Genomic DNA, 8,258 nt, shown 5'->3' with positions numbered 1-8,258 from the left:
GCGGTTTTTAACTCACGACGCATTAGGGTACCAGTGACATAAGGCGTTAGGTTGAGATCAACCAGCTCTTTTTCTAACTGTAACTCCAAGCCAAAGCTGTTGGCTTGATCTAGGTTTTGGTTTATTTCTAGTCTAGGTTGAGCTGGATCAACAGGCTCTTTCTTCACAGACTTAATATAGTTTTTTGCGCGGCTGTAAAAGAGATTAGCATCTAACATCCAACCCTCGTCTTGAAAACGGGCACCGGTTTCATAAGTGGTAGAGGTTTCAGGCTTTAAGTTTGGGTTACCCACAACTTGAGTCCCCCCCGAGATAGTGGTTTGAAATAGCTGCCCCAAAGTAGGGTACACATAACCTTGAGAGACATTGGTGCGCAACACCCACTCATCTGAAGGCTGCCACACTAGGCTTGCCGCCCCTACGGTATGGCTATCTGAGTTTTCAGCTAAAGAATTCGATGCACCGTTAGTCAAAGACTTATCCTGTTTAGCTTCTACACGATAGTGTCGTGCCCCTAGGGTTGCCGTAATATCTTCATGTAAGGGAATAGCATGTTGGATAAAAGCCGACCGTGTGGTGATGCTAGCTTTATCAACATCATTTTGAGGACCACCTGGGGTCAGTGAGTTTTTATCACTATCTAGCTTATCTTGTTCGTATTCTAAGCCGACAACCGTATCTTGACCGTTAATTAACTCCAACTCCGCTAAGGTATTAATACCACGGGTGCGCTGCTGATCATCAGAAGTCGCAATAATATTAACCCCAGGTGCAAAAGTAATATTATTATATAGCTTCCTATCTACATCCTGCTGAAACACGTCAATTTTTAACTTTTTCACCTGTTCAGTGAGATCATCGCCTTGATAAAAAAGCGCATATTTAGTCAGCTCTCGCTTCGGCAAGTCGATATCAATGTCTAAATCATAATCTTCAGTATAGGGCTTGGCCGCCACATCATATTGCATGGCTTTAACAGCAAAGCTGTGTTTGCCTTGGCTATAACCTAAATGCGCTGAGTAGCTTTTATCATCACTATTACTGGGTTTTAAACGCTGGTTCGCGGTTTGTCTATCACCTAGCTCTGAGCGAGAAAAGCCCAGTCGATAATCAAAGCCATTTTGACTACCAGCAAGGCTGCTGGAAGTTCGATACCCGCGTGTGGCCGAAAAGTAGCCGGCACTGGTGGTCACTTCAAGTGGCGAGCCTGCGCCTTTTTTCGTGATAATATTCACCACACCACCAATGGCACGGCTGCCCGACACCACAGAAGAAGAGCCGCGCAATACTTCTATGCGCTCTATACTGGCAGGGTCGATTAACAATGGCTGACCATAACCGCTGTGATCAGATAGCTTTTGACCATCAATGGTAATGGCGACTCGGTTAGAACCTTCACCCCGAATAGAGATGCGCTCAACGCCCTCTTCTATTATTTGCACCCCCGGCACTTTGCGCAGGTAACTGGCCACAGACTGCGGCGCAATATTTTTGATTTCTTCTTGTCCTACCACACTCACAGAAGCTGGGTTAACAAACACTTCAGACTCTTTAGCGCTACCGAGCACAGTAATCTGCTCAAATTGATACACGCCAGACGCTTTATCTTGTGCAGCATTTGCACTAAAAGCGACACTTCCTAATAAAGACAACATCAATAACTGAGCAGTACTGTACTTGTTCACTATTTATCTCTCGCATTAAGCTATTCAAATAGGTAAATGATATTGAATACCATTACCAATATCAACTAAGTTACTCTCATTCGCCCTTTTGATTGTGCTAAAGCGGCAAAATAACGTATTTACATGTAAAAATGATGCGATTGTCTGTTTAATCCTAGTTATTTCAGTAAACATAATCGCTGTCGCGTTAGCTAAGCTTGCTGCCATGTTTCTATAAAACGGTGATAGCAAGTTACTACCATATCGGCATCTTGTGCGTAATCAGGGGCATTGTCAGGAAAATACAGCGCGCAGCGGCTACCGGCATTTTGCGCGGTTTGTAAGTCAAATAAATAGTCACCTATATATAAGATGTCTTGCGGTGCTAGCTGCCACTGCTGGCAAATCAGCTGAATTCCCTCGGGGTGAGGTTTAGGCTCAGCGTCATGGCGCGTTAACACCAAATCAATATCAATGCCTAGCTTATTAATGGTCATGGTTGCCGCATCAGGAATATTGCGCGTTAAAATAGCCAACGGCAGTGACTTAGCGCGTAGATATGCTATCAGCTCTTTGGCTCCCTCTACCCAAGTAGAAGCCTGCGAGCTACGCATTTCATAATCATGAATAAGAGCCAGCGCTTGACTGCGTGCTCGCTCGTCACTGAGGCTGTCTACATGAGCTAAAACGTCCATACCTGCCGCAATACCCAGCTCTGATCGCAAGCCGGCAAAGTCAGGGTTGGAGTGCGCTAAAGTACCATCTAGGTCAAAAATAACCCCACGAATATTATTAAATTCAAAGTCACTACGTTGAGTCATCACAGCTGTTCCATCATCCACAAAGTAGCTTCAGTCTAACCTGTTCACTGCACAATCAACATCTAATAAATGAGTTTAGCGACAGCTAATAAAGCCTCTATATATTAAATATGGCGTGGTATTTATAAACAGTAAAATATAAATACTGATGGAATTCGGCTGTTCAACTGCATTTTTGGCACTTTTAGCGTCTATTAAAAACTTTATTGTGCATTTTACACTCACATTATTATTTATAGGCTTATGCTTTATTTTTTGAGGGCTGGCAAGTCTGCTATAAGTCTTCTATCATCATGGCTTATCTAATGATTTCAATATATTAGATTAGCTTAATACATGTCATGGAGGAATATCATGCAACCCAGTCACCTCTACAAATACATACGCGGTGCGAGCTTTACAGTATTAGGATTAATGCTGATCGCTGTACTTTATTCGTTTGTAATGATCATTATGCATTGGACAGGGATTAACGTCTAAGGTGAGGCGCCATTATGAATAATAGACAAGCTCGGCTGTTTGCTATTGGCTCTACCGCTTTTGCGGCTATTTTATTTTTAGGGATGACGCTGGATAGCCACCGGCAATTTCCCACGCTCACGAATGCCGAAAACATCACCGAAGAAGTGATCCACGGTAAAGATGTCTGGCATAAATATAACTGTATTAACTGTCATACCTTATTTGGTGAAGGGGCGTATTACGCACCCGATTTAACCAAAATAACGAAGCACAGAGGGGAGGCTTATTTACACGCCTATATGCGAGATCCCTCTAAGTTTTATGATGAAAATAAACACAGGCGCTTAATGCCCAAGCAGGATTTAAGCGAAAAAGAAATTGTTGATTTAGTTACCTTTCTTGACTGGGTCAGTAATGTCGATAACCAGGGCTGGCCTCCACGCCCCATTTTAGTCACAGGGGGAATAAGTGCCGCTGCCACCCCTATTGGCGGTAATAGCGCCAGCGACACTTACGCTAATAATGCATCAGACACTGATCCCATCGCCCTTGGTGAGCGTTTATTTTCTAGTGCCGTGCCCACCTGCATGGCTTGCCACTCGCTCACCCCAGGTGCAGACGGGGCGGGCCCAAGCTTAGCCGGTATTGTTACTCGCACCCAAGCCCTACTAGAAAGTGATGGTTATCAAGGCGCAGCGACAGACGTAAACGCTTATTTACATGAATCAATAGTGCAGCCTTCTGCGCATATAGTACCAGGCGATATGTATTCAGCGGCGGGCACCTCATTTATGCCCACCGGCTACGCCGACAGCCTAACTGACGAACAAGTTGATCAGTTAGTGGCGTTTCTCGCCACCTTAAAATAACGGATAACGGCTGCCGCCATCGTGCGGCAACGTAGAAAAGGAGAATGACAATGCGCTATAAGTCCCAGACTGTCGCCTATTGGTACTTTGCCGTAGCCATGGTGCTATTCGGCTTACAATTAGTCTTTGGTTTGTTATCCGCTGCCAAATATCTAGGCCCAGATCCCCTACTCAATATACTGCCCTTTGATGTGACCAAGGTTATTCATACCAATCTCTTGATTGTATGGGTATTAACTGGCTTTATGGGGGCTACTTATTGGCTAGTGCCTGATGAATCTCGCACCGAATTACACAGCGTTAAGTTAGCTTATGTACAGCTAATATTATGGACACTCATGGGTGTGGCCACTGTGGTGGGATATTTATTCCGTTATGGCACCGGCAATAAACTGCTCGAGCAACCCTTGCCCAGCAAGTTAGTTATTGTGCTCTGCATGCTGATTTTCTTATATAACATAGGCATGACCATCAAAAAGTCGGGGCGCTTTACCACCACAGAGGGGGTATTAGTACTTGGCTTAGTCAGTACGGCTGTGTTGTTCTTTCCGGCACTGTTGGAGTACGAAAACTATACCGTTTCTATCTTCTACCGCTGGTGGACCATTCACCTTTGGGTAGAAGGCGTGTGGATGATGATCATGGGCAGTTTTTTAGCCTATTTATTAATTCGATTATCCGGTGCCGACCGTGAAGTAATGGAAAAATGGTTATACGTGATTGTGGGCTTGGTGTTTTTAGCCGGGATCATCGGCACCGCACACCATTATTACTGGGTGGGTGTCCCCTACTACTGGTTGCCTATTGGTGGCTTCTTTAGTGCACTAGAGCCACTGGCTATTGTGGGTATGGCTATGTATGCCTACGGAGCTATGCGTCGTTCAGGTCTTTCACACCCAAATAATCTCGCGCTACATTGGACCTTAGGCAGTGCTATTTTCACCCTGTTTGGTGCCGGTTTGCTGGGCTTAGCCCACACCTGGCCCAGTGTAAACCAATGGACCCATGGCACCCTCATTACCGCCATGCACGGCCATGCCGCCTTTTATGGGGCTTATGCCATGATAGTACTGGCGGTAATTAGCTACGCCATGCCGTCATTAACCGAAGAGCGAGAAGGGCAAAATAAAGCCATTGGCTACTGGGCTTTTTGGCTACAACTTGCCGGCATGTTTGGCATGACCATCTCTTTTGCGACCGCCGGCATTGGCCAAGTGTACCTTGAGCGTATTATGGGCATGGGCTATTTGGATGCTCAGTTAAAAATTCAAGTGCATTTCATTATGTTAATCGCCTCAGCCTCTATTTTCTCGCTAGGGGTTGGGTTATTTATATACGACTTCTTCAGTCGTCGCCCACGGGTGACAGTTACCGAAGCTGAGCATAAGCCATAATATGACGATTAACCTAGATCTTAACCAATCGGATACCAAGGCGGCTGAGCCTTGGTATCAGCCGTCTGGCAATGAAATATCGCTATTTGAGCAATGCCATCAACACCAATTAGCCGTGATGTTAAAAGGCCCTACGGGCTGTGGTAAAACACGCTTTGTAGAGCACATGGCATGGCGTTTACAACGCCCCTTAATCACCATTGCCTGTCACGACGACTTGGCGGCCAGTGATTTAATTGGCCGCTACCTTATTCAACATAATGGCACCGTCTGGCAAGACGGTCCTTTAACACGAGCCGTACGCGAAGGGGCAATTTGCTATTTAGATGAAGTGGTAGAAGCCCGCCAAGATACCGTAGTGGTATTACATGCGCTTACCGATCATAGGCGTATTTTACCTATCGATAAAACCGGTGAGCATGTACAAGCCGCACCCGGCTTTCAATTAGTGGTGTCTTATAACCCCGGTTATCAGCGCATGCTTAAAGATCTCAAACCCAGTACCCGCCAGCGCTTTGTGGCCATGGATTTAGATTTTCCTGCCGCCGAGCACGAAGTGACTATAGTAGGTCACGAAAGCGGCGTCGATCATGCCACTGCAACCGGCTTAGTCGCACTTGCAGAGCGCATTCGCCAACTCAGAGATCGTGGCTTAGCCGAAGTGCCCAGCACTCGATTGCTGATTGCTGCGGCTACGTTATCACGCTCTGGTATCAGTTTGCGCGAGGCTTGCTATGCGGCCATTGTCTCTCCGTTATCTGATGAGCCATCTATGATCGCGGCGTTGCGCGATTTAGTAGATAGCTCTTTTATTTAATATGGCAGAACCCGAAGATCTTCTCAGTGACGCGGCCCGTCACGCCACCATTTACACCCGCAGAATGTGGCGGCGCTATCGCCCTTTGCCGGTAGGGCCACCCACTGCATTATTAGCCGACATTGCTCCCAGATTAGATTTAACAATTACCGCTATTACTGGGCACAGCTTTACCTTGCGCAGTGCACAGCACCCAGCACACCCTACTTTTTTGTCACGTTTATTTGGGGGTGTTCAAGCCCCTTGGTTACAACAAGCCGTACCTGCAACCAATGACCAGTGTTTGTGGTTACCTCCAAACTCACACATCACCAATATCAATCAAGGCAACAGTCTCTACCGCGCCATGGCATTGCAACAAGCATTACGTGCCACGCGGCGCAGCGCTACATTAATGCCAGCTCAGGGGTCAGCCTTACAATTAGATGTGTATTTATTGCTTGAAGCTTGGGCGGTAGATGTTGAATTAGTGCAGCAGCTACCCGGCATGCAAGACGTCTTGTTAAGCTTGCGCAAGCACGCACTGGCACACCGCCCACCATTAACACAGTTTTCTAAAGCACGCCGTCCATTAGAGCTGTGGTTACGCCACCTTCTCTCGTGCCCTATTACTGATACCAGCGTGCCTTACAGCCTCAACCCTGAGCAGTCTTATTCACAAGCCTGCCAACTCATTGAAGATCTAACGCTAGTACCCAGCCTGACTTTAAGTACGAAAGAAGAGCTAAAACTCTTAGGCCCAGCCCCCTTGCTCAAAGATTGGTGGACGGGCGAATTGCGCTCACCCGCTGTGGTAGCAGCATCCACTCTTAATAACACTGATGCTCAACAAACAACAGATGACGACAGTACACCGCGCAGCAGTCATTTGCCCCGCAGGCCCGAGGTACGAGAAGCACAAACCGACGAAGACGACCATCAAAGTGACGAGGGAATATTGATGGTGCAGCTAGATGAGCCTCACCAACAAGCCGAAGATCCCTTTGGTTTAAATCGCCCAACCGATCAAGATGAAGACACCAGTGCCGATGATTTTGGCGATATGCTCTCTGATCTACCAGAAGCACGTTTGGTCTCAAGCCCGGGTAAACCCAAAGAAGTGCTGATTGCAGACGACCCACCCGACACCAATACCGCGATGCAACTTAAGCGAGCCATACGTGAAGGGCGTGGGATTCGTTATCCAGAGTGGGATTTTCGGGCTCAAGCCTATCGAGATCCCGGTGCCACCTTGCATGTTTTACCCAACTTGTTGGGTACTCAAACTTGGGTCGATGACACCAAACAACAACATCAATCTTTACTCAATCAAATTCGTCGTCATTTTGAAATGCTCAGCGCCAAACGGGTCACAAGGCGCAAACAATTAGACGGTGATGATATTGACCTTAATGCGTGGATAGACAGCTACGCCGATTATTGTGCTGGCGGTACCCTGTCAGATACCTTATATCAAACGCGGCGCAGTGCAGAGCGTGACTTAGCCATTACTTTAGTGATTGATATTAGTGGCTCAACCGACAGCTGGGTGAGTGAAAATAAACGCATTATAGATGTAGAACGCGAAGCGCTATTATTGGTGTGCATAGCATTACAAAGTATGGGAGAGCCCTACAGCGTGCAGGCCTTTTCTGGTGAAGGCCCCCAAGCGGTAATGATACGAGAAATAAAAGGTTTTAATGAAACCTTTAATAATGACATAGCGCTGCGCATTAGTGCGTTAGAGCCAGAGCGTTACACCCGAGCCGGTGCCGCGCTACGCCACGCCACCCAGTCATTAATGCAACAAGCGGCCAGCCATCGACTGTTAGTGTTGTTATCCGATGGCAAACCCAACGATAAAGATGATTACGAAGGCCAATACGGTGTAGAAGACATGCGCCAAGCCGTTATTGAGGCGACCCAGCAAGGCATTTCTTCTTTTTGTTTAACCATAGACCGCCAAGCCCCTAGCTACCTCCCCCGCATTTTTGGTGCCCACCACTACGCCCTACTCCCCAAGCCCGAAAGCCTACCCACCGCCCTACTCGATTGGCTAAAACGCTTAGTAGTACATTAATACCAACCTAAGCGATATACGCAGGATGTTGCTACGCAACATTGCGAAGCTGAAGCATCGCCTACAGCAGTTGCCTACAGGGTGCAATATATAATACCAAACACACTAAATAATCGTTCTATTTAAATACAGTATGAAAGAGGAAACAGAGTCACCTCCCTCGACACGCCAT

6 protein-coding genes are annotated in these 8,258 nt (G+C 46.9%); 4 read left to right on the top strand and 2 right to left on the bottom strand.

From position 1 onward, the window contains the following. Both ACTHY5_RS01055 and ACTHY5_RS01050 read right to left on the bottom strand, forming a co-directional pair. The coding region (locus ACTHY5_RS01055) for a TonB-dependent receptor plug domain-containing protein (protein WP_441875135.1) at positions 1–1,685 on the bottom strand (1,685 nt) is incomplete at its 3' end. Positions 1,686–1,876: 191 nt separating this feature from the next. Then, positions 1,877–2,485, bottom strand: coding sequence for an HAD family hydrolase (locus ACTHY5_RS01050; protein WP_441875222.1), 609 nt, complete (start codon positions 2,483–2,485; stop codon positions 1,877–1,879). Between the two features lie 494 nt (positions 2,486–2,979). On the opposite strand from ACTHY5_RS01050, the gene ACTHY5_RS01045 reads away from it, so the two are divergent. Genes ACTHY5_RS01045 through ACTHY5_RS01030 form a run of 4 tightly spaced genes read left to right on the top strand, consistent with a single transcriptional unit; the run spans position 2,980 to position 8,086 of the window. Continuing rightward, on the top strand, positions 2,980–3,816 hold the full coding sequence (locus ACTHY5_RS01045) for a c-type cytochrome (protein ID WP_441875132.1): 837 nt from the start codon (positions 2,980–2,982) through the stop codon (positions 3,814–3,816). 50 nt (positions 3,817–3,866) lie between these two features. Further along, complete coding sequence (locus tag ACTHY5_RS01040) at positions 3,867–5,210, top strand: cbb3-type cytochrome c oxidase subunit I (protein WP_441875129.1); 1,344 nt, start codon at positions 3,867–3,869, stop codon at positions 5,208–5,210. 1 nt (position 5,211) lies between these two features. Beyond that, the gene (locus tag ACTHY5_RS01035; RefSeq protein ID WP_441875126.1) at positions 5,212–6,027 is read left to right on the top strand and encodes a CbbQ/NirQ/NorQ/GpvN family protein; all 816 of its coding nucleotides are present in this window, start codon (positions 5,212–5,214) and stop codon (positions 6,025–6,027) included. Position 6,028: 1 nt separating this feature from the next. After that, entirely contained in the window at positions 6,029–8,086 is a 2,058-nt protein-coding gene (locus tag ACTHY5_RS01030) for a nitric oxide reductase activation protein NorD (RefSeq protein WP_441875123.1), read from the top strand. Positions 8,087–8,258 lie beyond the last annotated feature (172 nt).

This window comes from Oceanisphaera sp. (assembly GCF_052084945.1).
In the GTDB taxonomy this organism is placed as follows: Bacteria; Pseudomonadota; Gammaproteobacteria; order Enterobacterales; family Aeromonadaceae; genus Oceanimonas.
The sequence above is the reverse complement of the archived record's forward strand: the minus strand, read 5'-3'. Positions and strand labels throughout refer to the sequence as shown.

Excerpts from the sequence above, each read along its gene's own strand:
- ACTHY5_RS01040 (WP_441875129.1), top strand. The coding sequence starts at position 3,867 with ATGCGCTATAAGTCCCAGACTGTCGCCTATTGGTACTTTGCCGTAGCC.
- ACTHY5_RS01035 (WP_441875126.1), top strand. The coding sequence starts at position 5,212 with ATGACGATTAACCTAGATCTTAACCAATCGGATACCAAGGCGGCTGAG.
- ACTHY5_RS01050 (WP_441875222.1), bottom strand. The coding sequence starts at position 2,485 with ATGACTCAACGTAGTGACTTTGAATTTAATAATATTCGTGGGGTTATT.
- ACTHY5_RS01045 (WP_441875132.1), top strand. The coding sequence starts at position 2,980 with ATGAATAATAGACAAGCTCGGCTGTTTGCTATTGGCTCTACCGCTTTT.
- ACTHY5_RS01030 (WP_441875123.1), top strand. The coding sequence starts at position 6,029 with ATGGCAGAACCCGAAGATCTTCTCAGTGACGCGGCCCGTCACGCCACC.